This is a genomic window from Salegentibacter haimaensis (assembly GCF_054121495.1).
Genome location: NZ_JBSYGH010000012.1, coordinates 89305 through 113788, shown reverse-complemented (window position 1 = coordinate 113788; position 24484 = coordinate 89305). Strand labels below are relative to the sequence as shown.

General features: G+C 41.2%; 21 protein-coding genes and 2 pseudogenes. 8 read left to right on the top strand and 15 right to left on the bottom strand.

The genetic code is table 11. The annotated features are described in order from the left end of the window. The first annotated feature begins 186 nt into the window (after positions 1-186). The gene (locus tag ACW6QP_RS12200) at positions 187-783 is read left to right on the top strand and encodes a ribonuclease HII (RefSeq protein WP_457911148.1); all 597 of its coding nucleotides are present in this window, start codon (positions 187-189) and stop codon (positions 781-783) included. 166 nt (positions 784-949) lie between these two features. On the opposite strand, the gene ACW6QP_RS12195 is transcribed toward ACW6QP_RS12200, so the two are convergent. The 4 genes from ACW6QP_RS12195 to ACW6QP_RS12180 form a co-directional block, all read right to left on the bottom strand. Beyond that, positions 950-2305 (bottom strand): RagB/SusD family nutrient uptake outer membrane protein, encoded by a 1356-nt coding sequence (locus ACW6QP_RS12195; RefSeq protein ID WP_457911147.1) that lies wholly within the window; start codon positions 2303-2305, stop codon positions 950-952. Between the two features lie 10 nt (positions 2306-2315). Beyond that, the gene (locus ACW6QP_RS12190; RefSeq protein WP_457911146.1) at positions 2316-5312 is read right to left on the bottom strand and encodes a SusC/RagA family TonB-linked outer membrane protein; all 2997 of its coding nucleotides are present in this window, start codon (positions 5310-5312) and stop codon (positions 2316-2318) included. A 212-nt stretch (positions 5313-5524) separates the two neighbouring features. After that, the gene (gene lipB / locus ACW6QP_RS12185; RefSeq protein ID WP_457911145.1) at positions 5525-6229 is read right to left on the bottom strand and encodes a lipoyl(octanoyl) transferase LipB; all 705 of its coding nucleotides are present in this window, start codon (positions 6227-6229) and stop codon (positions 5525-5527) included. Continuing rightward, the gene (locus ACW6QP_RS12180; protein ID WP_457911144.1) at positions 6230-6388 is read right to left on the bottom strand and encodes a YqaE/Pmp3 family membrane protein; all 159 of its coding nucleotides are present in this window, start codon (positions 6386-6388) and stop codon (positions 6230-6232) included. A 140-nt stretch (positions 6389-6528) separates the two neighbouring features. On the opposite strand from ACW6QP_RS12180, the gene lysS reads away from it, so the two are divergent. The 3 genes from lysS (at position 6529) to ACW6QP_RS12165 (ending at position 11462) form a co-directional block, all read left to right on the top strand. Continuing rightward, on the top strand, positions 6529-8232 hold the full coding sequence (lysS, locus tag ACW6QP_RS12175; protein ID WP_457911143.1) for a lysine--tRNA ligase: 1704 nt from the start codon (positions 6529-6531) through the stop codon (positions 8230-8232). 136 nt (positions 8233-8368) lie between these two features. Continuing rightward, positions 8369-10864, top strand: coding sequence for a zinc-dependent metalloprotease (locus ACW6QP_RS12170; protein WP_457911142.1), 2496 nt, complete (start codon positions 8369-8371; stop codon positions 10862-10864). Positions 10865-10997: 133 nt separating this feature from the next. Next, positions 10998-11462 carry a DUF4890 domain-containing protein gene (locus ACW6QP_RS12165; RefSeq protein ID WP_457911141.1) on the top strand — a complete coding sequence of 155 codons (465 nt, stop codon included), beginning with the start codon at positions 10998-11000 and terminating at the stop codon, positions 11460-11462. A 61-nt stretch (positions 11463-11523) separates the two neighbouring features. Here the strand turns inward: ACW6QP_RS12165 and ACW6QP_RS12160 are convergent, their stop codons facing one another. From ACW6QP_RS12160 to xrtF, 10 genes and pseudogenes are all read right to left on the bottom strand, one after another. Further along, the gene (locus tag ACW6QP_RS12160) at positions 11524-14127 is read right to left on the bottom strand and encodes a heavy metal translocating P-type ATPase (RefSeq protein WP_457911140.1); all 2604 of its coding nucleotides are present in this window, start codon (positions 14125-14127) and stop codon (positions 11524-11526) included. 92 nt (positions 14128-14219) lie between these two features. After that, the gene (locus tag ACW6QP_RS12155; RefSeq protein WP_457911139.1) at positions 14220-14540 is read right to left on the bottom strand and encodes a four-helix bundle copper-binding protein; all 321 of its coding nucleotides are present in this window, start codon (positions 14538-14540) and stop codon (positions 14220-14222) included. Between the two features lie 102 nt (positions 14541-14642). Beyond that, a complete protein-coding gene (locus tag ACW6QP_RS12150) occupies positions 14643-15209 on the bottom strand; it encodes a helix-turn-helix domain-containing protein (protein WP_457911138.1) in 567 nt (188 codons plus the stop codon). Between the two features lie 129 nt (positions 15210-15338). After that, positions 15339-15932, bottom strand: a complete 594-nt coding sequence (locus ACW6QP_RS12145; protein WP_457911137.1) for a DUF3347 domain-containing protein — start codon at positions 15930-15932, stop codon at positions 15339-15341. A 30-nt stretch (positions 15933-15962) separates the two neighbouring features. Continuing rightward, positions 15963-16667, bottom strand: a complete 705-nt coding sequence (locus ACW6QP_RS12140) for a PepSY domain-containing protein (RefSeq protein WP_457911136.1) — start codon at positions 16665-16667, stop codon at positions 15963-15965. A gap of 34 nt (positions 16668-16701) precedes the next feature. Continuing rightward, complete coding sequence (locus tag ACW6QP_RS12135; RefSeq protein ID WP_457911135.1) at positions 16702-17148, bottom strand: DUF305 domain-containing protein; 447 nt, start codon at positions 17146-17148, stop codon at positions 16702-16704. 25 nt (positions 17149-17173) lie between these two features. Further along, positions 17174-17596, bottom strand: a complete 423-nt coding sequence (locus tag ACW6QP_RS12130; RefSeq protein ID WP_457911154.1) for a DUF3347 domain-containing protein — start codon at positions 17594-17596, stop codon at positions 17174-17176. Positions 17597-17731: 135 nt separating this feature from the next. Further along, a pseudogene (locus ACW6QP_RS12125) lies at positions 17732-18244 on the bottom strand (efflux RND transporter periplasmic adaptor subunit); the annotation flags it as partial. 15 nt (positions 18245-18259) lie between these two features. Continuing rightward, positions 18260-18691 (bottom strand): annotated as a pseudogene (locus ACW6QP_RS12120) (exosortase F system-associated membrane protein); the annotation flags it as partial. Beyond that, positions 18688-19230, bottom strand: a complete 543-nt coding sequence (gene xrtF, locus ACW6QP_RS12115) for an exosortase family protein XrtF (RefSeq protein WP_457911134.1) — start codon at positions 19228-19230, stop codon at positions 18688-18690. The pseudogene ACW6QP_RS12120 and the gene xrtF, both read right to left, overlap by 4 nt. 87 nt (positions 19231-19317) lie before the next feature. On the opposite strand from xrtF, the gene ACW6QP_RS12110 reads away from it, so the two are divergent. Next, positions 19318-19776 (top strand): GAF domain-containing protein, encoded by a 459-nt coding sequence (locus tag ACW6QP_RS12110; RefSeq protein ID WP_457911133.1) that lies wholly within the window; start codon positions 19318-19320, stop codon positions 19774-19776. A gap of 69 nt (positions 19777-19845) precedes the next feature. Here ACW6QP_RS12110 and ACW6QP_RS12105 read toward each other — a convergent pair whose 3' ends face one another. Next, positions 19846-21099 carry an ABC transporter permease gene (locus tag ACW6QP_RS12105; RefSeq protein ID WP_457911132.1) on the bottom strand — a complete coding sequence of 418 codons (1254 nt, stop codon included), beginning with the start codon at positions 21097-21099 and terminating at the stop codon, positions 19846-19848. 199 nt (positions 21100-21298) lie between these two features. On the opposite strand from ACW6QP_RS12105, the gene ACW6QP_RS12100 reads away from it, so the two are divergent. The 3 genes from ACW6QP_RS12100 to ACW6QP_RS12090 all read left to right on the top strand — a co-directional run bounded on the left by ACW6QP_RS12100 (position 21299) and on the right by ACW6QP_RS12090 (position 24478). Then, complete coding sequence (locus tag ACW6QP_RS12100; RefSeq protein WP_457911131.1) at positions 21299-21679, top strand: GxxExxY protein; 381 nt, start codon at positions 21299-21301, stop codon at positions 21677-21679. A gap of 200 nt (positions 21680-21879) precedes the next feature. Further along, positions 21880-23412 carry a bifunctional phosphoribosylaminoimidazolecarboxamide formyltransferase/IMP cyclohydrolase gene (gene purH / locus ACW6QP_RS12095; RefSeq protein ID WP_457911130.1) on the top strand — a complete coding sequence of 511 codons (1533 nt, stop codon included), beginning with the start codon at positions 21880-21882 and terminating at the stop codon, positions 23410-23412. Positions 23413-23449: 37 nt separating this feature from the next. Further along, the gene (locus ACW6QP_RS12090; protein WP_457911129.1) at positions 23450-24478 is read left to right on the top strand and encodes a rod shape-determining protein; all 1029 of its coding nucleotides are present in this window, start codon (positions 23450-23452) and stop codon (positions 24476-24478) included. Positions 24479-24484 lie beyond the last annotated feature (6 nt).

Genomic DNA, 24484 nt, shown 5'->3' with positions numbered 1-24484 from the left:
TTAACAAACCAAATAAAATTTTAATTAAAATGCTTTTTGGACCAAAATTATTGGAAATTTAAGTGCATATTAATGTTCATAATTCAATTATTTTCATGAGAATGGAATTCTCAATCAATAGAGTTTAAATTTGACCTTTTAAAAAGATTATTAATTTCTAATATTGCAAAAGTATTTCTCAATTTAATGTTAAAGCAATTCGACAACAAAATTATTATCGCCGGCACCGATGAAGCGGGGCGTGGCTGCCTCGCGGGGCCGGTTACGGCAGCGGCCGTGGTTTTACCCCGGAATTTCAAAAATGATCTTTTAAATGACTCTAAACAAACCAGCCTGACGGCGAGAAACCTATTGCGCGGCATTATTGAAAAAGAATGCGCCTCCTTTGGAGTAGCACAGGTTTGGAATGGAGAAATTGACCAAATTAATATCCTCAATGCTTCGATTCTGGCGATGCACCGGGCGCTGGAGAAACTGGATTGCGACTATAAACATATAATAGTTGATGGTAACCGCTTTAAAGATTTTAAAAATATTTCTCACTCCTGTATCATAAAGGGAGATGCAAAATTTCTAAGCATAGCAGCGGCTTCCATTTTGGCAAAAACCTATAGAGATGCCTGTATGGAACAACTACACGAGGAATTCCCCATGTATAACTGGAAAAAAAATAAAGGATACCCTACCAAAGAACATCGCGCAGCCTTAGAAAAGTACGGGCCTACGAAATACCACCGCCAAAGTTTTAAACTCCTACCAGAACAACTTAGTCTTGAATTTTAACTCTTATATAAATACTCAAAAATCATCTCCCGAGTGTTACAGAAACCGACCTGACTACTAACGAAGGCTCTTAACCAGAGGGCGCCATTGGAGATTACACCGTGCAAAGCATAAAATAAAATAAGGCCGGGTTGACCCGGCCTTAAACTGTATAAAATTTGATATTCTAGTTTTGATAGGCGCTGTTTTGCACCAACAAATCATTTACATCCATTTCTCGTTGTGGAATAGGATAAATCAGTAAACCAGAATCAGCGGGAAGTTCTCCCACGGCGCGATCGGTTCTCTTATGGTCGTGGATTAGGTGACCTTCAAACATAAGTTCGAGTTCTCTTTCCAGCCATATATCTTCAAAACTAACCGACGCAAGAGGCTCGGCATTCGCTCTTTCTCTAATCGTATTCACATCGGCGGTTGGTGATTGACCCACTTCGGTTCCTTCTCTAAGATTCGCTTCAGCTCTAATTAGATACATTTCAGCCAAACGCAGGGTTGGAATATTCCCAAATTGATTGGTATATTTTGAAGTTAATCGCTCCCCACTTTGTGCACTCTCATAGAAAAACGAAGCCCTATCGTCGGTTTCTGAATCGAACTTATCTACATAGGCATCTTCAACAACTACATCACCGCCACGTCCGCCAAAGCTTTGCTGTGCATAATGAACTACCAGCCAATTTTCACCACTTTGGGTGGTTACCTGAAAGCTGAAGATATCCTCACTGCTATCGAAATCTCTGTTAAAGGCATCGGCAAATGAGCCAGTAAGAGAATGACCACTATTTTGAATAACATCATTAGCTGCATCACGAGCCTGACCATATTCTCCCATCTGAAGGTAAACACGAGCTAAAAGAGCCTGTGCGGCGTACTTGTCTGCCCAAAAACTATTGGATTCAGGCAACAGATCATAAGCCTGGTTAAGATCTGAAATCACCTGCGAATACACTTCTTCTACTGTATTCCTGGGAATTCTTAAATCCCCTGAATAATCAGTAAGACCGGTTAAAGTAATTGGCACACCCAATTGAGAGTTATTACCTCCCGGTTCATATTGCTCGCCAAATAAACGAACAAGGTCGAAATAAGATAAAGCACGAAGAAAATGAGCTTCTCCGGCAACGGTATTCTGTCTGTCTTCATCCACAATGTCTATATTATCAATCACCAGATTGGTTTGATTGATCGCATCGTAAGAGTTTAACCAAAAATTAGCGACAAATGAATTATCCACAAGGATATTTTTTGTGAAAACCTGTCTTGGTTGTTGAAATGTCCCTACCCAACTGGCCTGATCTGTAAAACCGTAAAGATCGGATAGCAAAGGCAAGTACCCTCCATAATTTGGAGTTTCTACTAATTCAGCATAGGCTCCAATTAGAATATTTTCGATATTTTCTCCCGTAGACAGAGCAATTTCATTAGAAACAGACTGCCTGGGTTCAATGCTTAACTCATCTTCACAGCCCGTAAAAGCCAGACCTGAGAGTAAGAATGAAAAGATTAATTTATATTTTTTCATAGATCATTTTTTAGAAGTTAATATTTACCCCAATCGAATAGGTGGAGGCAGCTGGAGGAGAATAAAAGTCAATTCCGGGTCCCTGGCCTGCATCACTAGTAGATTCTGGATCGTAACCAGTATAATTGGTAAAGGTCAATAGGTTAAATCCGGCGAAATACACTCTAAATTTACTCAATCCCATAGAGCTGGTCACGTTATCTGGCAAGGTATACCCGAGAGTTAGGTTACGCAATCTAACGAAATCGGCGCTTTCAAGATATCTTGTTGAATTTGCCGTACCATTAGCTCCAAATAATCTGGCCTGGGGCACATCGGTAATATCACCTGGTTGTTGCCATCTTCGCAGCTGATCTCTGGACTGGTTATCGAAATAATCGGCATTGGCAGACTGGTAAATCCCACCTCCATTATAGATACTGGCGCCCCACTGTCCCTGAAAAGTGAAACTAAAGTCAATACCTTTATAATACATAGTATTGGTTAAACCTCCAATCCACTCCGGGAATGGCATTCCTGCTACGACTCTATTAGCCTGGTTAGGATTTGTAGTAGTCTCTCTACTACCATCTTCACCGTTAATATAGTAAAGGGCATCTCCATTCTCTGGATCTACGCCGGCATATTCAAGTAAATAGAATGCTGAAATTGGTTCACCCTCTCTAAGAATATTTTGCCCGGTAATTATATCGGCACCTTCGTTTGGAAGGCTTTTCACCTCATTTTTATTCTGAGAAATATTGAAGCTGGTAGACCAGGTAAAGTCTTCCTTCTGAATATTTTTGGTATTCAAAACAAATTCCACACCGCGGTTTTCTAAAATTCCAACATTTCGTACAATACTTGGTCTTCCTGAAGTTCCCGGAAGAGGAACGTTAAAAATAAGACCATCAGATTCCTTGATATAGTAATCAATTTCTCCAGAAATACGATCGTTTAAGAATCCGTACTCCAATCCAAGATCCAGCTGTTCAACGCTTTCCCAGGTCAATAAGGGATTCTCAGCCTGAGTGGGCCCGATGCCGGGACGTTGGTTATAAGATACTCCACCAAATAATCCTCTCCAGGCAAAATCACCTATATCGGCATTACCAGTTTGTCCCCAGCTGGCACGCAGTTTTAAAAATGATAAAACACTAGAGTCTCTCATAAAATCCTCTTCAGAAACTATCCATCCCCCAGAAAGAGCTGGAAAGGTTCCAAATTGGTTTTCTCTACCAAATCTTGAAGAACCATCCCTTCTAATACTCGCTTTAAATAGATATCTATCCATTAGAGAGTAAGTAGCTCTGGCGAAATAAGATAGGAAAGCATTTTCAGTCTCGCTTCCGCTTCCGGCAGTAATTTCAGCAGCACTATTTACAGTCTGAAAATCATCTGTTGGGAACTCAATCCCTGTTACACTTTGAAATCTACGCTTGGTGTCATTATATTCCATACCGGCAACCACTTCAAGATCGTGAATGTCAGCAAAAATTTTAGAAAAAGTAAAATAATTACTGGCTACATAAGACTCGGTGCCTACGCTGGAAGCATAAGCCTGGCCATTAGTAGATTGGAAAGGAGCTAACCTTCCAACATAATTGTCTTCAGTCTGATAAAAAAGATCATATCCAAAATCTGAATTAAACTTTAGACTAGGAATAATTTGATATTCTCCAAAAGCCTTTCCGGTAACCCTTCTTACAACTGTGTTATAAAATGCATGTTTATCCTGTAAAAGGAAATTTGCATATAAAGTATTTGGATTTGGATCTCCATTCTCTAAAAAAGCAGGAGACATAGCCGGTTGAGCTATGGCCTGGATGGGGTTTACAAAAGCATTATCGTTCGCGATACGGTCTATATTTGTTCGCGAGAAACTTAAGTTCATTCCTGCTCTGAATTTATCAGACAGTCGATGGCTCACATTTACCCTTCCGGTGATTCTATCGAGTTCGTTTCCAGTAATTATACCTTTAGTGTCGTTATAAGCTCCAGAAAAGAAATAAGTAGTCTTTTCATTTCCTCCCTGCATAGATAAGCTGGCATCACGAACATGACCTGTTTGGAAGGCAAGATCCTGCCAATCGGTATCCACCTCACGGTTTCTCCAATCGGTCCCATTAGCAAGGAAGTCGAAAATACCTTCAATATAATCTGTTCCCCCTTCTTCTCCAAATGAGTTAACGGCTGCTTCGGTGAAAAGTTCGATATACTCATCTGTATTCAACCACTCTCTTTTATTAGTAGGTTGACTTATACCATGAGAGTAATTAAAAGAAAATTGTCCTTCCTGATTTTTACCGCTTTTGGTAGTAATAATCACAACTCCATTTGCACCTCTAGAACCATATACTGCGGCTGCAGAGGCATCTTTAAGAATATCGATAGACTCGATCTCATTTGAGCTTAAAGTTAGAAGTGGGTTGGTAGGTGCTCCGTTATTAGATTCATCATTATTTATTAACGGTACACCGTCCAATACGTACAATGGTTCAGAACCGGCACCAATACTGGCAACCCCACGAATTCTAATATTCACTCCCCCTTCTACCTTACCATTGGTTTGAGTAACCTGTACCCCGGCGGCTTTCCCTGAAAGGGCGTTCTGCACACTAGGAGTTGGCACCTCTTCGATATCTTCTGAGGTAAGCTTGGCTACATTATCGGTTAGTTTTCTTTTACTTTGGGTTCCATACCCCACCACAACTACTTCATCAAGTTGGCCGGCATCTTCTTCCAAAGTTAAATTATAGGTATCACTTGCCCCCACGACTAATTCCTGAGTAGCAAAGCCTACATAACTAAACACTAATACCTCTCCTTCAGCGGCAGAAATATTAAAGTTACCATCAAAATCGGTTTGCACACCTCTATTGGTGTTTTGCACAATTACATTTACCCCCGGCAATGGCATACCCTGGGTATCGGTCACTGTTCCACTTATCGGCTTTTGTTGTGCAAAAGCCATAGGAATGACAAATAACAGAAGTAAAGTAAGAATACCTTGTAAATCTTTCTTCATATTTATTTATGATTTTAATTAGAGGTTAAAAATCCTAAATATTTCTTATTAAATCAAAAATAAACTGAAAAAATACACGAATACGTTATAGCTTCAACATTTAAGAAAAATAAGTTGAAATAATGATGAGGCTAGTTACAGTAAGGGCTAATTTTGTGAATTCTTCAATTTCAATTAATAGTCCTCATTATGAATTTATTAAGAATACTCGCCTATTTAACAAACTCGGCCTCAAAAAGCGCTGCAAAATGTTTCTGAAGTTTTTCTTCTACCTCGTTCATAGGGATTTCTTTCTTTCCCAGCTCTACATTTAAAGAGGTTACCGCCTTACCTTCAATTCCGCAGGGAATGATATTATCGAAGTACCCGAGATCGGTATTTACATTCAGTGCAAAACCGTGCATAGTCACCCAACGGCTGGCTCTAACGCCCATCGCACAAATCTTTCGGGCAAAAGGGGTGCCTACATCAAGCCAAACTCCGGTTTCCCCCTTGCTTCGTGAAGCTTTCAATCCATATTCATCTAAAGTGAGAATTACCATTTCTTCTAAAAAACGCAGGTATTTATGAATATCGGTAAAGAAATTTTCGAGATCTAAAATGGGGTAGCCTACCACCTGCCCGGGACCGTGATAGGTAATATCCCCTCCCCGGTTTATTTTATAATAAACCGCATTTTTGCTTTTCAATTGCTCTTCAGATACCAGTAAGTTTTTGATATCGCCGCTTTTGCCTAAGGTATATACGTGGGGATGCTCTACAAAAAGCAGGTAATTTGGGGTAATTTCAGATAAATCTTCCCGCCGGTTTTTGATCTTGAGGTCCAGAATTTCCTTAAAAAGCTTTTCCTGGTAATCCCAGGTTTCCTTGTAATCTTTTAAACCTAAATGCTGTATTTCAACTTTTTTATTGCTCATCTATCTCTTCGGATTATTTAAAATGATCAATGCCGCGATCACTCCCGGAATCCACCCCAACAGGGTTAACAATAAAACGATGATTATAGATCCGCAGCCTTTATCATACACTGCCAGGGGCGGAAACAAAACAGAAAGTATAACTCTCCAAATGCTCATTTATAAATGAATTTCTGAAATTTTCTCTGCAAAGATAGAACTAAAATTTGGGCCTGCCAGTGCGTTGGTTGGTACTCCATTAGTGCTTATATTTGCAGCGATTTGCAGAAAAGCATCTCATTAACTTTCAAATTTTTACCATGCAGCTATCTGAACAGGAAATTGTACGCAGAGAGAAATTAAAGACCCTAAGAAATCAGGGCATCAATCCTTACCCGGCCGATCTTTTCCCGGTAGACCATACCACCAAAAAGATCAAATCGAATTTCGAGGAAGGAAAAAAGGTAGTGATAGCCGGGCGATTAATGTCCCGCCGAATTCAGGGAAAGGCTTCTTTTGCTGAAATTCAGGATGCCGATGGTAAAATTCAGGTGTATTTTAACCGGGATGAAATTTGCCCCGGAGAAGATAAAGCCAAATACAACGATTTTTATAAAAAATGGCTCGATATAGGCGATTTTATCGGGATTGAAGGTGAGCTTTTTAAAACCCAGGTGGGAGAAATGACCGTGATGGTAAAAGATTTCACACTGCTTAGCAAGGCTCTTCGCCCCTTACCCCTGCCTAAAACCGATAAAGACGGGAACACCCACGATGGCTTTAACGACCCCGAACAACGTTACCGCCAGCGTTATGCCGACCTTGCCGTAAACCCTAAGGTCAAAGAAATTTTCGTAAAACGCACCAAACTTTTCAATGCGATGCGAAATTTCTTCAATGAGAAAGGCTACTTTGAGGTAGAAACCCCAATTTTGCAGTCGATCCCCGGGGGTGCAGCCGCCCGCCCGTTCATTACCCACCACAATGCGCTCGATATTCCGCTTTATTTGAGAATTGCCAACGAGCTTTACCTAAAGCGTCTTATCGTAGGTGGATTCGACGGGGTTTATGAATTCTCTAAAAACTTCAGAAATGAAGGTATGGACCGTACCCATAATCCTGAATTTACCGCGATGGAAATCTATGTTTCCTACAAGGATTATAACTGGATGATGGAGTTTACTGAAAAACTTCTCGAGCATTGCGCGATGGAAGTTAATGGTACTACTGAAGCGATTTTCGGCCAACACAAGGTAGATTTTAAAGCTCCTTACAAACGCATCACCATGACCGATGCGATTAAAGAGTATACCGGCTTCGATATCACCGGGAAATCTGAAAAAGAACTTTACGAGGCCGCAAAAAATATGGGCATCGAGGTAGATGACACTATGGGTAAGGGAAAACTTATCGATGAGATTTTTGGAGAAAAATGCGAAGGCAAATTCATTCAGCCCACATTCATTACCGATTACCCCAAGGAAATGAGCCCGCTTTGCAAGGAGCATCGCGATAATCCTGAGCTTACCGAGCGTTTCGAGCTTATGGTATGTGGAAAGGAAATCGCTAATGCTTATTCTGAATTGAACGACCCTATAGACCAACGCGAGCGCTTCGAGGAACAATTGAAACTTTCAGAAAAAGGAGATGATGAGGCGATGTTCATCGACTACGATTTTCTTCGCGCTTTGGAATATGGAATGCCGCCTACTTCAGGATTAGGGATTGGGATGGATAGATTAATTATGTTCCTTACCAACAAGCAATCTATACAGGAAGTGCTGTTTTTCCCGCAAATGAAACCCGAGAAAAAAGCAGCAGCCCCAAAACCTGAAGATTTTATAAAAATCGGGGTGCCCCAGGAATGGGTAGATGTGGTGATGCACGAATTTGGCAACCTTGCCAAATTAAAAGAACATAAGGCCACTCAGGTGCACCAGAAACTCAACGGACTGCGCAAAAAGAATAAATTGCCTGTTGCAGCCCTTCAACTGGAAGAAGTACAGGGCTGGTTCGAAGAATAGAAATTTATTTAACTATTTTTTAAACCTTTTCCTTAATATATTGTCAAAAGACTGCCGTCGGCGGTCTTTTTTCATTTCAGAAAATATATAAGCCCGCTATTTCAAAGAATAATCCAAAAACCCTAAAACAAGATTTATGACTAAATTTTTTCCGCACAAACTCTTGCTGATAGCCCTTTCGGTATCGGTCTCGGGTTGTGCTGTATTTCAACCAGACAAAAAAAATGCTCCTGAAGCTTCAGCTTCAGCAGAAAAAAAAGAGAACGGGAAAATTAAACCTTATAACAAGGTAATTACAAAAGATGCAAAATCTGACCCGGGACTTTTCACCGTGCACCGCGTAGGTGATAAGTATTTTTACGAAATCCCAGATAGTCTTTTTAACCGGGAAATGTTAACCGTTACCCGAATTGCCAAAACCGCTTCAGGAATTGGTTTTGGAGGCGGAAAACAAAACACCCAGATGCACCGCTGGCAGAAAAAAGACGGGCACGTGTTGCTAAGAGTGGTTTCTCACGAGGTTTATGCAGCAGATTCCCTTCCGGTACACGAAGCGGTGATGAATTCGAATTTTGAGCCTGTTTTACAGCGGTTCCCTATTCAAACCTACGGAAAAGACTCCCTTAGCAAATCTACCGTGATCGAAGTAACCGATCTTTATACCAAAGATGTGATGGCTCTTGGCCTGCCAGACAGAACCCGGAAGCAATACAAGGTTTCCCGCCTGGATGATAGCCGCTCTTATATAGACACGATTAGAAGCTATCCCGAAAACATCGAAATTCGCCACGTAAAAACCTATAATGCCGGCGAACCGCCATCGAACGCAAGTACTGGCTCTATCTCGGTTGAATTTAGCAATTCGATGATTCTGCTACCAAAGGAGCCTATGAAGCGCCGTTATTTCGACCAACGTGTGGGCTGGTTTGCCCGCGGGCAGGTAGACTATGGTCTCGAAGACCATAAAAGCAAGGAAGTGCGCTATCTGGATAGATGGAGACTGGAAGTTAAAGATGAGGATATTGAAAAATTCAAGCGAGGGGAATTGGTTGAACCTAAAGAACCTATAGTTTATTATATAGATCGTGCCACTCCTCACAAATGGCGCCCTTATATCAAACAGGGAATCGAAGACTGGCAGGTTGCTTTTGAAGCTGCCGGTTTCAAAAATGCCATTATCGCCAAAGATCCGCCAACGGTAGAAGAAGACCCAGACTGGAGCCCTGAAGATGTGAGATATTCGGTAGTTCGCTATCTGGCTTCTCCAATTCCAAACGCAAATGGGCCTCACGTTAGTGACCCCCGCTCTGGAGAGATTTTAGAGTCAGACATCAATTGGTATCATAATGTAATGACCCTTCTTAGAAACTGGTTCTTCGTACAAACGGCTGCCATAAACGAATCGGCTCGTACCCCGGCTTTTGAAGATGAAGTGATGGGACGTTTAATCCGTTTTGTTTCGGCTCACGAGGTGGGACATACCATTGGTCTTCCACATAATATGGGAAGCAGCGTAGCTTACCCGGTTGAAAAACTTCGGGACCCTGAGTTCACTGCTGAATTTGGAACTGCGCCATCAATTATGGACTACGCGCGTTTCAATTATATCGCCCAACCAGAAGATGGAGATGTGGCTTTAATGCCAAATATTGGACCTTACGACAAGTATGCTATTGAGTGGGGCTACCGCCCTATTCTGGATAAGTCGGCTGAAGAAGAGAAAGCTGTTCTTGATGAATGGATTTTAGCCAAAGCCGATGACCCGATGTATCGCTTCGGAAGACAGCAAGGTGGCGGGGTAATAGACCCAAGTTCACAAACCGAAGATTTAGGTGACGACTCAATGTTAGCCAGCGAATACGGTATAAAAAATCTGAAACGCATAGTTCCAAATCTAATCGAATGGACTGCAGAAGACGGGAAAGACTACGAAGATCTTGATGATCTTTATGGGCAGGTTCTGGGTCAGTTTAATCGCTATATGGGCCACGTTACCGCAAATATTGGCGGGGTTTACGAATATTATAAAACCTACGACCAGGAAGGAGCTGTTTATACGCATGTAGATAAGGAGAAGCAAAAAAGAGCGATGAATTTCCTTCAGAAGCAACTTTTTGAAACACCTGAGTGGTTAATCGACCAGGAGATCTTTAATAAGATCGAATTTGATGGTAATATTGAACGCATCAGAAATATGCAGGAAAGGACGCTAAATAATCTTCTCGATTTCGGAAGAATGGCAAGACTTATGGAAAATGAGGAAATCAATGGAAAAGAGGCCTATGGTCTTTTAGATATGATGACCGATACCCGCCAGGGAATCTGGAGCGAACTTAGCCGTGGCGGTACTATAGACCGTTACCGAAGAAATCTTCAGAGGGCTTATATCGATAGGATGGAATACCTGATGACCGAGGAACAACCTCAGCTTTCAGGCAGAGCCAGAGCCTGGTCGTCAAGAACCGATGTAAATGTTGCGCAAAGCGATATTCGTCCTGTGGTTCGTGGAGAGCTAAAAACCCTGGAAAGACAGATTAGAAGTGCTGTAAACCGCACAGGAGATCAACTAAGCCGATATCATCTTCAGGATGCTTTAGATCGAATTGATCTAATCCTGAACCCTGTGAAGTAAGAAAGATTTAGATTGTTTTAATTAGCTATAAAGCCTGCTGAAAATTTTCGGCAGGCTTTTTGTTTTTTACGATGACATTAAACCTTCTTAAACTATAGTGGTCTAAGAATCAAACCTATAAATAAAAATTGCTATGAAAAAGATAATCACCATCCTGGCTTTGATACTTTCTGTATCGGTATTTGCACAGGAAAGAAAACAAGATCGAAAACAGGTTCACAAAAAAGAACATTCAGAAATGAACGTTGAGGAGATGGCTGAAAAAAGAGCCGAGAGAATGGCCGCCACTTATGAGCTTAATCAAACTCAAAAAGAACAGCTTAAAGCCCTGTTTGCCGAACAGGCCGAAGATCGTAAAGCCTTAATGGCCGATCGTAGAGCGCAAAAAATGGAGAGAAGCGGCAGAGACTCCATTCAAAGATTGGAAAGACGCCAGGAAAGAATGGCAGCTCAACAGGAAAAAAGAGCCGAAATGGAGGAAAAAATGAAAAACATTTTAACTCCTGAGCAGTTTGAGAAATGGAAAGCCAACGCAACTGCTGAAAAAGGCAAAATGTATCGAAAAGGTCCCAAAAGAATGGACCGTAGCAAGAGATAAAATCTGCAGTTTGAATTAACCTACTATGAGAACCCACCTGCCCCGGTGGGTTCTTTGTTTTTTAAATTTTTGCGCTTCGTAATCTCAGGGCATTTCCAATCACCGAAACCGAGCTAAAACTCATCGCCAGGGCGGCGATCATAGGGGATAATAAAATTCCAAAAACAGGAAACAGCACCCCGGCAGCCACCGGAACTCCAAGAGTATTATAAATCAAAGCGAAAAATAGGTTTTGTTTGATATTCCGCATCACTTTTCTGCTCAGGGTTTTGGCTTTTTTAATGGAATTTAAATCGCCCTTCACCAAAGTGATCCCGGCGCTTTCAATGGCTACATCGGTCCCGGTTCCCATAGCAATCCCAATATCAGCCTGGGCCAGGGCCGGGGCATCGTTAATCCCGTCGCCGGCCATCGCTACTTTCTTGCCCTCCTGCTGAAATTTTTTCAACTCCTCCTGCTTATCCTGTGGAAGCATTCCGGCTTTAAAGCCTGTAAGATCCAGCTCCCGGGCTACAGCCTTAGCAGTATTTTCATTGTCTCCGGTAAACATCCAAACTTCCACTCCATCATCCTGCAACGATTTTAAAGCTTCCCTGCTGGTCTTTTTGATTGGATCGACAATGCTGAAATACCCGGCTACTTTGCCATCTACACTTACCAGGCTTATGGTTTTACCCTGTTGCCTTTGCGAAATAATTTGTTCCTCTATTTCCTTAGCTAAGGAAATATTTAATTCATCCAGCAATTTTTCATTGCCAACAGCTATAGATTTACCGTTAATTTCTCCGGTCACACCCTTCCCGGTTACCGCATTGAAATTTACTATCTCCCCGAATTTTATCTCCCGGTCTTTAGCATAAGCCACACTGGCTCTGGCCAGGGGATGTTCACTTTGTGAATTTACTGAAGCGATTAAGGCTATTAATTCCTCCTCTGAAATTTCTGAAGTTGATACTACCTCATCTACTTTAGGTTTGCCTTCGGTTATAGTGCCGGTTTTATCGATAATCAATACATCGATTGCATCGAGTTGTTCAAGAGTACGTGCATTTTTAATCAAAACCCCGTTTTGGGCTCCTTTTCCAACTCCCACCATAACCGACATAGGCGTGGCGAGGCCCAATGCACAGGGACAGGCGATTATCAACACCGCGATAGCATTTACCAGAGCATAAACATAAGCCGGCTCGGGACCAAATATCGCCCAGACGATAAAAGTAATTACAGAAATGAGCACCACTATAGGAACAAAATAAGCCGAAATTTTATCGGCCAGTTTTTGAATTGGCGCCTGTGAACGGCTGGCCTCGTTTACCATATTGATAATCTGGGAAAGCAGGGTTTCATCGCCTACTTTTTCGGCTTTCATCGTAAAGCTGCGGTTCCCGTTTATGGTTCCAGAACTTACCTTATCCCCTTCGGCCTTATCTACCGGGATGGGTTCCCCGGTAATCATAGATTCATCTATACTGGAATTCCCCTGATTTATGATTCCGTCTACCGGGATTTTATCTCCGGGTTTTATTCGTAAAATATCACCTATTTCGATTTCATCTACACTCACCTCAACTTCCTGCCCGTCTACTACCTTAGTAGCCTTATTAGGCGCCAGCTTCAGCAATTCTTTAATGGCCGAGTTCGTTTTGCTATGAGCCCTGGCTTCGAGAACCTGCCCCAGCAGCACCAGTGTTAGTATAACCGTGGCCGCTTCAAAATACACGTGCACGGTTCCCATTTCGGTTTTAAACTGTTCAGGAAAGAAATTTGGAAAAATAAGCCCGAAAACGCTAAAAATCCAGGCAATCCCGGCACCAATCCCTATAAGGGTGAACATATTAAGGTTCCAGGTTTTAATCGATCGCAAGGCTCTTTCAAAAAACATCCAGGTAGCATAAAACACCACGGGTAGAGACAGACCAAACTGAACCCAGTTCCAGTACCTCATTTCCATCAATTCATAAAGCGGATTCCCCGGAATCATTTCAGACATCGCGATGATGAAAATAGGAAGCGTGAAGGCCACCGCGATCTTAAATTTATTCAGTAACTTTTTATAAGATTTGCTCTCGGCCGATTCAGATTCATCGCTGGAAATTCCAGCCTGCGGCACAAGATCCATTCCGCATACCGGGCAATCCCCGGGTTTATCGTAGGTTTTATCGCCTTCACAACGCATAGGGCAATAATAAACCGCATTCTTAGGAGCTTTAGCCTGTTTTTTGGGTTTTGGTTTGCTGCCTTTTTCGTGGATTTGGTAATGTCCTCCATCCTCTTCCAAAGCCTGTTGAAATTTCTTTATGGAGACCGGGGCTTCAGATACTATTTTTGCTTCAGCTGCTTCCAGATTCACATTCACTTCAGCAACTCCTTCAACCTGGCTTAAAATTTTTTCAACGTGATTTTTACAACCATTACAGGTCATTCCTGAAATGCTATAGGTTTCAGTCCTTCTCGCTGGTAATTCAATGCTGTAATTTCCAGGAATAGCGTTTAAGGCAGCCTGAAATTTATCGATTTCAATATGCTTTTCCATCGTAATTATCGCCGAATGCCCTTCCAGGTTTACCTGGGCATCATTAACCCCTTCAACATTTTTAAGGGCAGATTCTACGTGAGCCCGGCAACCCAAACAGGTCATTCCGGTAATGTGATAAGTATGTTTCATCGGTGATATAATGAAGAAAAATTCAGAAGAAAAAAATAAGAAATACTATTTAAAAAAGGCCGCCCAACTAGTTGCCGGCGGCCTTTAAAAGATTAAGCCAAAAACGCCTGGCAGGCATCGGCACACTCGCGGCAGGCTTTTGCGCACTGCTGGCAGTGGTCGTGTTTATGCTGGCTACATTCATCGGCACAGGCATTGCAAATTTCAATACAATATTTTACAAGTCCGTCTACATTTTTAAAACCTGTGGCAAGAACCTGATTTAAACTGCTGCAAACCTCGGCACAAACCCTATCGGTTCGAATGCAGTCTACCATCATTTTTACATTGTCTTCATCCAGACAGGCATCGGCGCAATAATTACAGTGGTTTATGCAATTTCCCAATGCGCTAATCAACTTTTCATTTCTCATAATATTGGTTTTTATTGGTTTACACCAAAGTTAACCAACATAAAAAGGAATTAGTTTTAATATTATGGTAAGAAGTTTTAAGAAAATGGGAATTTTAAGCGATTATAGCTTATCTAAAGATTGCCGTTCTGAGCTGTCGCTTTTAAACCGGGAGGGACTTAGCCCTGTTTCTTTTTTAAAAAAGGTAGAAAGATAAGCAGCACTGGAGAATCCAAGCCTATCTGCAATTTCGTTCATTCCAAGTTCCCCGTATTCCAGGAATTCCTTGATGCGCTCTATTCTAATTTTATTCTGAAAGCTCTGTATGCTCTGCCCCTCTGCCCGGGAAAAAATTCCCGTTAGGTGGCTGTAATCGTAGTGAAGCCTGTCGCTAAGAATTTCTGAAAGTTTTCGGCTATCTGCCTCGCCCCTTTCATACACCTGCTCTATCACAATAGACTTAATTGAGGTTACAATTTGTTCATTGCGTTCTAATACCAGTTCAAATCCGGCCGATTCCAGGGAACTTTTCAAATTATCTAAAGCTGCCTCAGAAATTTCAGATTCAATATCTATCCTGCCCAAACTTATAGCAGTATATGCCAGTTTTTGTTCGGATAGAATGTTTTGAACGCTGGCCAAACAACGATCACAAACCATATTTTTAATATGCAGGATGTTCTTGCTCAAAATTTTGAGAGTTTAAATACAGGTTGTTTTAGTTCAGAATTTGAATTGAAGGTTCTCGACTGCGCTCGCACTGACATCTGCAACTGCGTTTGCACTGATCTTAGAACTAAAACAACCTGATATTATTATTTATTGTATAGTCGCATCTACGCGCCCACATTTCAGCATTTTGTCACCATAGTACGGATTAAAAATGTCTTTTGAGTTTGAAAACCAATAGTCACCATTTCCTTCAAAGGCCATAGGGCAGTACTGCTTATAGATTTCGCCTGAAGCAAGCGCTCCTTCCAATTGATTCTCCATCGCTTTAGTAAGCTCTGAAAATGCCTCACGCTGCTTGTTTACATCCTTGGTTTCAGCGATTTTTCCGGCAGCCGTTTTTATCTCTTCTGAAGTTTCAGTCTCTGCTAATTCTTTAGCTTTCTTCTGAGTGGTTTCAGCATCGGTATTTACCAGGGCATCTTTAATGGCCACATAAAGCTTATAGGTTTCAGCGGTTTTCTCATCTTTAAATTCGGCTGAAAGTTCTTCTCCTTTATAGTTTTTCATTTCTCCCTGGCTGCTATGATCCATTCCGTCGTGATCCATACCTTCATGGTGCATTTCATTTTGCATAGGCTCTGCCGGTTCATTTTTCTTTTCCTCGGCATCTCTACAAGAGGTAAGGCTTAAACTGGTAGCTACAAAAGCCAGCATCATTACATTTCTAAAATTTCTTTTCATCGTTTTCGTGTTTATTAGAGTTTATAGTTATTAAGATTTCTTCTTAAGTTTTCTAATTGTGGGTGACGAAATATACCAAAGTACAAAGCCGCTTAATACCGTGATTAGGCCCAGAAGCGAAAAAATTCGAAGTACTGTATTGTTGAAATCGTCACGGCCTTCATAATCCATAGTATGCGTCATCCATAAAAAATCGAACCAACGCCATTCCCGGTGTCTCACCGATCTAAAAGTGGCATCGCCCACCGAAACATAGGCCTTAAGGTCGGCAGGCTCTTTATAGGAAATCACATAAGCCGGAAGCTTCCCGCTGCGGTATTCGTGATGTTTCCCGGTTTCCTTAATCATTTCTATACCTGAAACTTCCAGGTCATCGCGCATATTTCTCTGTGCAATGCTTAAGGCTTCCTCTTTAGAAATCCCGGCCCTTTTTTGGCCGGTTTCAGCATCGATTAATTGATCTCCGTTTACCAGGTAATATGGCCTGGAGTCGATTTCTTTTAATTCCAAAGAACTCACTTCTATGCTGGCAAAAGCATCTCCCGGAATTTTTAAATTGGAAAATTCAGTTTTAGGCAAGACTTCTTTTCTAAAATGATCACCGTGTATTTCATCTAAATTGGTCCAGCTAAAATACATTCCGCTAAGGGTCCAGAAAATAAACTGAATTCCTATAAAAATCCCCAGATATCTATGCGCCTGCCTTAATTTTAGCGCTGTTTTACGTTTAACCACAATGAGAGGTTTTATTGAACAAACTTATATAATTTTATTTTTCCAGTTTTTCGATTAAAGCCTTCATTTCAGCAATCTCCTTTTTCTGCGCTTCAATGATTTCTTCTGCCAGTTTCTTAACTTCAGGGTCCTGAATATTGGCATTCTCACTGGTTAAAATCGCCGAGGAATGATGCGGAATCATGGCTTTCATATACTGCACATCACCAATTGCGGTTTGGTTGCGCATCATCGTGAAAATTCCGATAAAAACAATCACGGCAAAGGCCAAAATCGCGTAATTCGCTTTTTTATTCTTATACATTCCCCACATAAAAAGCATCATACTCACCGCCATTGGGGCGATCATTAAAATCGTCATATAGGTACGCATTGTGCTTAATAGAACGTGATCTGTTTCGGCCACATTTAAAAACATTACCGCATACATTATGATGAAAGAAACGACCATCATCAATGCAAATTTTAAATACTGATTCATAATTATTGGTTTTATTGGTTAATTACTATTCTACTGTCCCGGTTACCTCCCCACATTTCAGCATCATACTGCCGTAATACGGATTCCTTATTTCTTCTGAAAGGCTTAACCAATCGGCACCCCGATCCTGGTTAGCCATTGGGCAATGCTGTATAAATAAACGTTCTCCAAATGGTTTAAAACTTTGAGCCATTCGTATCATCACCTGGGAAACTTCATCAAATTCATCTCTTAAAGCCGCAATATCGGCTGCCTCAGTCATAGAATTCAAATATGTTTCCAGCCTGGAGGTGTAGCTTTCAAGAGCTTCCCCTGCTAAATCCTGAAAATTTGCATTTTCTAGAGCATTCAGGCTATTTTGAAGCTCCGCGCTGGCTTTCGAAGCGGCCTCAAAATCATCTCCCACCAGAGCATCTTTTAATTTCAAATAATTATTAAAGATTGGCATAAGTTCTTTCTTTTCCCGGTCTGAAAGCGAAAATTCCTCCTCCGGTTCATCTTCCAGATCACTTTCTCCAGCCTGCGGCGGATTCATCATACTGGGCTTCCCTGCGAGTTGCACGGCAGCATCTACGGTAAAGGCTCCATTTACCACAATTTCATCTCCTGTTTTAAGACCATTTTCTACCACATAGGCGTCTCCCAACGAAGGTCCCAGAGTTATTTCTTTAATTCTGAAGCCTGCACCCGAAGCGGCAGGTTCTTTTAAATAAACCAAACTTCTTTTCCCTGTCCACAACACGGCCGATTTCGGGATTACGATTTGATCGCTGCTGGCTTCACCTATATTATTTTTTACTACTCCTGTAGCGAACATTCCCGGTTTTAACCTGCCATCCTTATTGTTCACCTCAACCCGGGCAGTAGCTACACGGGTTTGGGAATTAAGCAGCGGGTCTACAAAGCTTATCTTTCCTTTAAAAGTTTCACCCGGCAGGGAGCGAATGCTATATTCTACCTCGCTACCTTCCTTAATCCATCCCATAGTGCTTTCATAAAGATCAAAAAGCACCCAAACTTTCGAAAGGTCTGAAATTTCATAAATAGGCATTCCCCGCTCAACATAATCACCCAGGTCTACCATCTTTTTGGTAACAATTCCGTTAACATGTCTCTTCTGAAGCCGGTAATAATAAAATGCCGGAAGCAAAATAAGAATAAAAACCGGGTGAATTAGAAAGCGTCGAATATAAAAAAGGGTCATCACATTGCCCTTATCTAAATTCAAAACGAAAAAGATGAAGGCCAGCATTCCGAAGAAAAAAATAATAGAATACAGCAGGGAAGCGAATTTCACGATATTTATTTCACGGAAGGCCACATACAGTATTGCCAGAGAAATAAGACTGTTTATCCAAAAGCGCAGGCTTAAATTCAGTAATAATTTCGGAAAATCAATTGGAGGAATCACCCCCGAGAGATAGCCTCCATAGCGATAAAAATCGATTAAGGGATCGTAAAACAACTGGTGTTCAAAAAGCCGTACCAAAACCAGCAACAGCACCAAAAACCCAATCCCCGATAAGCGCAAAATTAGTTTCATAGGCTTTTTGTTGAATAGATTCTAACCCAGATCACCCAGAGGATAAATACGGTGCCGTAGATAATGAGTGGGAAAATTATGCTATGTAGAAATTCGGTATGCTGAGGGTATTCATAGATCCCAATAGCAAGAATAGCGATTCTAATGATATTCATCGCATAAATAATTACTGCCCCGGCAAGGAGGTAAAATAAAGTGAGTTTCAATTTTCCAAAAAACGACAGTACAAAAGCGGCAAAAAGTATGATGATGCTCACCGCGTTACAACCTTCTACGATTCGGGCCAGGTAAGTGTTGTTTACGATAAGTTTCATAGAAAGCTCAGACAAATGCGGGATGATTTCAGCTTTATATCCCATAGATGCAATTAGGGCCTCGCTTTGTTTGGCTACCAAATGCGTAATGTAATCGGGATAATAGGTGGCCGAACGAAACAGCCTGAGATAAAGATGATAGATAACCGAAAACACCAAATAACTGCCCAGAAACATAGCGATGAAGCGCAGTACCGATTTATATTTCTGAAATAATTGGAGCAAATTTGGCTTTGGTTTTTAACAAATTTATACATTTCGTCTTCAGCTACTGCGAGAATTTTTAAATACTTTTGCACCAAAATATTAGTTATGCCATTTCAAGAATTAAAACCGCAGATAAGCGAAATACTTTCAAATGAAAATCTTTCTGTAGACCACAGAATGGAACAGGTTTGTGCCGTTCTTCAGGAAAATATTCCGTATTATGATTGGGTTGGGTTTTATTTTAAAAATGGTGATAAAAATGAATTAAAGCTTCGGGCTTTTGCCGGCGAACCAACCGATCATACTATTATTCCCTTTGGAAAAGGTATTTGCGGACAGGTTGCTGTTTCTAATGAAAATTTCGTGGTACCAGATGTTAAAGCGCAAGACAACTATATCGCCTGCAGTATTCACGTAAAGGCCGAGATCGTGATTCCATTATTTGTGAATGGTGAAAACATTGGCCAAATCGATATCGACTCCCATACTCCAAATCCATTTAACATCGAAGATGAAAGATTTTTGGAATGGGTGAATGAGGAAATAGCAAAGATATTAAGTTAGAAGTATGAAGTTAGAAGTACGACGTAAATGAAACTTCTAACTTCATACCTCTAATTTCTAACTTACAGCTTACATTCCCGTTCTAATCGCTTCTACAGGATCTAATCTTGAGGCTGAAATTGCCGGGATGATTCCTGAAACCAGGCCGATCACGGCAGCTACTATTGTTCCAATCATAATGTTGAAAGGAGAAAGTACAAACTGAAAATCTCCGGTAAACTGGGACGCACCAATAGAGACCAGCCACACCATGAAGAGTCCTACCAAACCTCCAATTACCGATAGTATTACAGCTTCAAAAAGGAACTGGAATAAAATAAATTTATTTTTCGCTCCCAGGGATTTTTGAATCCCAATTAAGTTGGTTCGTTCTTTTACGCTCACAAACATAATATTAGCAATTCCAAAGCCTCCTACCAGGAGTGAAAATCCGCTAATGATAAGGCCAATTAAATTCATTTGGCTGGTGATATTATCGAGAAAATCGGCAAAGCCCTGCAGCTGATTTACAAAGAAATTATTATCGTCGCCGGGTTTAATCCCACGGTAATTTCGAATTTGTTGCTCAAGCATCGCTATAAATTCGGCATTATCTACCCCGCTTTCGGGTTTAATAACCAACTGTGGAAATATGCCTTTATTATTATCACCAAAAACACGGCGTACTAAATTGGCAGGTACGAATGCCTGGCCGTCGCGGGAATTTCCAAATAAACCTGCTCCCTGTTTTTTAAGCACTCCAATGACGCTTAATCTTCTTCCGTATAGACGCACCTGTTTACCCAAAGGATCTGAATTTCCGAAGAGATTCTGGGCAATTTCATGACCCAAAACGATTACCGGTGCCCCGCTTACCGATTCAGATTCATTATAGAATCGGCCCTCGGCGATATCGAAGGCTTCGATATCGTAGTATTCGCTGGTGGCTGCTCCCACGCCCACATCGGTAGTGGTAACATCTTCGTATTTTATAGATTCGTTAGGCACCCCGATCACATAGCTTATGGCTTCGGTATTGGGTAAATTTCGTTTCAGGTATTGATATTCGTCGTAGCTCACATCGGGGAATTGTTCCCGTTTCCAGCGAGGCACATCGGTGGGGCCAAAAGAAAAACGCATCACGATTATGGTGCTGTTATCCAGAGCGCTTAGGCTGCCTTTAATTTCCTTCTCAAGAGAGTCTACCGCAGCCAACACGGCAATGATAGAAAAAATCCCAATGGTCACCCCCAGCAGCGACAAAAAGGTACGCAGCTTGTTATTTTTTAACGCATTCAGCGCAAAATTGAAACTTTCTTTTAGTACTCGTAGATAGATAAGCATAGGTGGAGTGACCTTTTATAAAATGTAACAATAGGACGTTGTCAGTTAAATAAAGTTACATAGATTTCAGTCTAAAATTTAAATTATTAATAACCAAAGCGTTACATTAAATAAAATCATAAATTTAAAATATTTTGGAACGCAGATGACGCAGATGAATGGATAGTCGCCAATAGGAACAGTAAACATTTAATCAACTATGCAAACGATAAACTACAAGCACGCTGATCTTACCGAGAAAATTATTGGGGCATTTTTTAAAGTTTATAATTCTCTTGGCTACGGCTTTCTAGAAAAAGTTTATGAAAATGCCCTATTTATTGAGCTTAAGAAAATGAACTATTATGTAGAAAAACAGTCCAGAATTAAGGTCTACTATGAAAACATAGAGGTGGGAGATTATTATGCAGATTTGCTTGTAAACAATCTGGTAATAATAGAATTAAAAGCTGCTGAATCCCTTTGCGAAGAACACGAATTCCAATTGATTAACTATCTTAAGGCTACGAATATTGAGATTGGCTTGTTACTTAATTTTGGAAAAAAACCACAATTTAAAAGAAAGATTTTTTCCAATTAGATTGGTTCAAAGAAAACAGGCAGAGGTTTTATTAAATAAAAAATCATTAAAATCGATTCAAATCAGCGTCATCTGTGGTCAATAATCGAAATAGAAATGCGCTCTTTAAATGGCTTAAATTTTTCTTAATAATTAAAGCATCACATCTTTAGCTTTTTGGTTGAAATACTTACTTTTGCGACCTCATCAAACACAACACAATGAGCAATTTAAAACAAGCCAAATCGGCTTTGATTTCTGTATTCAGCAAAGAGGGCTTAGAACCTATCGTAAAAAAACTTAACGACCTGGGAGTCACCATCTATTCTACCGGCGGCACCGAGAAATTCATCCAGGACCTGGGCATTAAAGTAGTTCCTTTAGAAGACATTACTTCATATCCCTCGATTTTAGGCGGAAGGGTAAAAACCCTGCACCCCAAGGTTTTCGGCGGAATTCTTAATCGCCAGGATAATGAATCTGACGTTAAGGAACTGGCTGAATACGAGATTCCGCAAATTGACATTGTGGTAGTAGACCTTTATCCTTTTGAAAAGACCGTTGCATCGGGAGCTTCAGAAGAAGATATCATAGAGAAAATAGACATAGGAGGCATTTCTCTTATCCGTGCTGCAGCCAAGAATTTTAAAGATGTGCTCTGTGTTTCATCGGTTGAAGATTACGCAGAATTCGAGGAGCTTCTAAATGAAAAAAATGGAGAAACCAGCCTTGCAGATCGCAAAAACTTTGCAGCACGTGCTTTCAATGTTTCTTCACATTACGACACCGCGATTTTTAATTATTTCAATACAGAAACTCAAATTCCTGCCTTTAAACAAAGTTTTTCAAAGGGTCAGGAGTTGCGATATGGGGAGAACCCGCATCAAAAAGGACAGTTTTTTGGTGATATGGAAGCGATGTTCGACAAGCTGCACGGCAAGGAACTTTCCTACAACAATCTTTTAGACGTTGATGCCGCCGTGAATTTGATGAGTGAATTTAAAGGTGAAGCTCCCACTTTTGCAATTTTAAAACACAATAATGCCTGTGGGGTAGCTCAACGTGAGACTATTTTGGAAGCTTATAATGATGCGCTGGCCGGGGACCCGGTTTCTGCCTTCGGCGGAATTTTAATCAGCAATGTGGAGATCGATGCAGCCACGGCCGAAGAGATTCATAAACTTTTCTGCGAGGTGGTAATCGCTCCTTCATTTTCTTCGAAATCAGAAGAAATTCTGAAAGGAAAGAAGAACAGAATTCTTTTAGTTCAAAAGGAAGTGGCTCTTCCTGAAACCCAGGTACGCACCTGTCTAAATGGGGTTTTGGTGCAGGATAAAGATTTAAAAACCGATTCGGCTGAAGATTTAACGCAGGCCACCAACAATAAACCTTCAGATAGGGAGTTATCTGACCTGTTGTTTGCATCAAAAATTTGCAAGCATACCAAATCGAACACCATCGTATTGGTAAAAGACAAGCAATTATGTGCCAGTGGTACCGGGCAAACCTCCAGGGTTGATGCCCTAAGACAAAGCATCGAGAAAGCGCAATCCTTTAAATTTGATCTTAAGGGAGCGGTAATGGCCAGTGATGCTTTTTTCCCGTTTCCAGATTGTGTGGAGATTGCCGATAAGGCCGGGATTACCGCTGTAATTCAACCTGGAGGCTCTATTAAAGATCAATTGAGCATAGATTATTGCAATGAAAATAATATAGCTATGGTAATGACCGGAACACGCCATTTTAAACATTAATTTTATTACATTTACCAAACTTCAAGACTAAAAAAATATGGGATTTTTCGACTTTCTCATTGAAGAAATAGCAATAGATTTAGGAACTGCCAACACGCTTATTATTCATAACGATAAGGTGGTGGTGGATAGCCCTTCTATAGTGGCACGTGACCGTACTTCGGGCAAAATCACCGCTGTAGGGAAAGAGGCTGCAATGATGCAGGGAAAAACCCATGAAAACATTAAAACTATTCGCCCCTTAAAAGATGGGGTAATCGCCGATTTTGATGCCAGTGAGAAAATGCTCACTATGTTCATCAAGGAAATTCCGGCGCTGAAGAAAAAAATGTTTACTCCGGCTTTGCGAATGGTGATTTGTATCCCCTCGGGAATTACCGAGGTAGAGATGCGGGCGGTAAAAGAAAGCGCCGAGCGTGTGAACGGAAAAGAGGTTTACCTTATTCACGAACCTATGGCTGCAGCTATTGGTATTGGCGTGGATATTATGCAACCCAAGGGAAATATGATCGTGGATATAGGAGGGGGAACCACCGAGATCGCCGTGATCGCCCTTGGAGGGATCGTGTGTGATAAATCGGTAAAGATCGCCGGAGATGTTTTCACCAACGATATCGTATACTATATGCGTACCCAGCATAACCTGTATGTGGGAGAAAGAACTGCTGAAAAGATCAAAATTCAGATAGGTGCGGCAACCGAAGATCTGGAAGTGCCGCCGGAAGAAATGAGCGTTCAGGGTAGAGATCTTTTAACCGGAAAACCCAAGCAGGTAAATATTTCTTACCGTGAAATCGCCAAAGCACTTGACAAATCGATTTTGCGTATTGAAGATGCGGTAATGGAAACCCTGTCTCAAACCCCTCCCGAGCTGGCAGCCGATATTTATAATACAGGTATTTACCTTGCCGGAGGAGGCTCAATGCTTAGAGGATTAGACAAGCGCTTATCGCTAAAGACCGATCTACCGGTTTACATTGCCGAAGACCCGCTTAGGGCTGTGGTAAGAGGAACCGGAATTACTTTAAAAACACTCAACCGCTACAAGGGAATACTTATCAAGTAGGAAGAG